Source organism: Paraburkholderia sp. SIMBA_027 (assembly GCF_046535315.1).
Classification (GTDB): domain Bacteria; phylum Pseudomonadota; class Gammaproteobacteria; order Burkholderiales; family Burkholderiaceae; genus Paraburkholderia; species Paraburkholderia tropica.
Genome location: NZ_JAWRWY010001383.1, coordinates 1 through 245 on the forward strand (window position 1 = coordinate 1; position 245 = coordinate 245).

Annotated in this window: 1 pseudogene; it reads left to right on the forward strand. The window is 62.9% G+C overall.

The annotated features are described in order from the left end of the window. Window positions 1–245: pseudogene (locus SB764_RS43715) on the forward strand (glucose-6-phosphate dehydrogenase); the annotation flags it as partial.

Here is a 245-nt window from a genome sequence, read left to right on the forward strand (position 1 = left end):
CTGATCAAGGACCCCGGCCCGGGCGGCATGCGCCTGCGACAGGTGTCGCTGGACATGAGCTTTGCCGAAGCCTTCAACGTGCGCAGCCCGGACGCTTATGAACGCCTGCTGATGGATACCATCCGTTCCAACCAGACGCTGTTCATGCGCCGCGACGAAGTGGAAGCGGCATGGGAATGGGTCGACCCCATTCTCAAGAGCTGGGAAGATCTGGCGCAGGGCGTGCAGGGTTACACCGCCGGAAC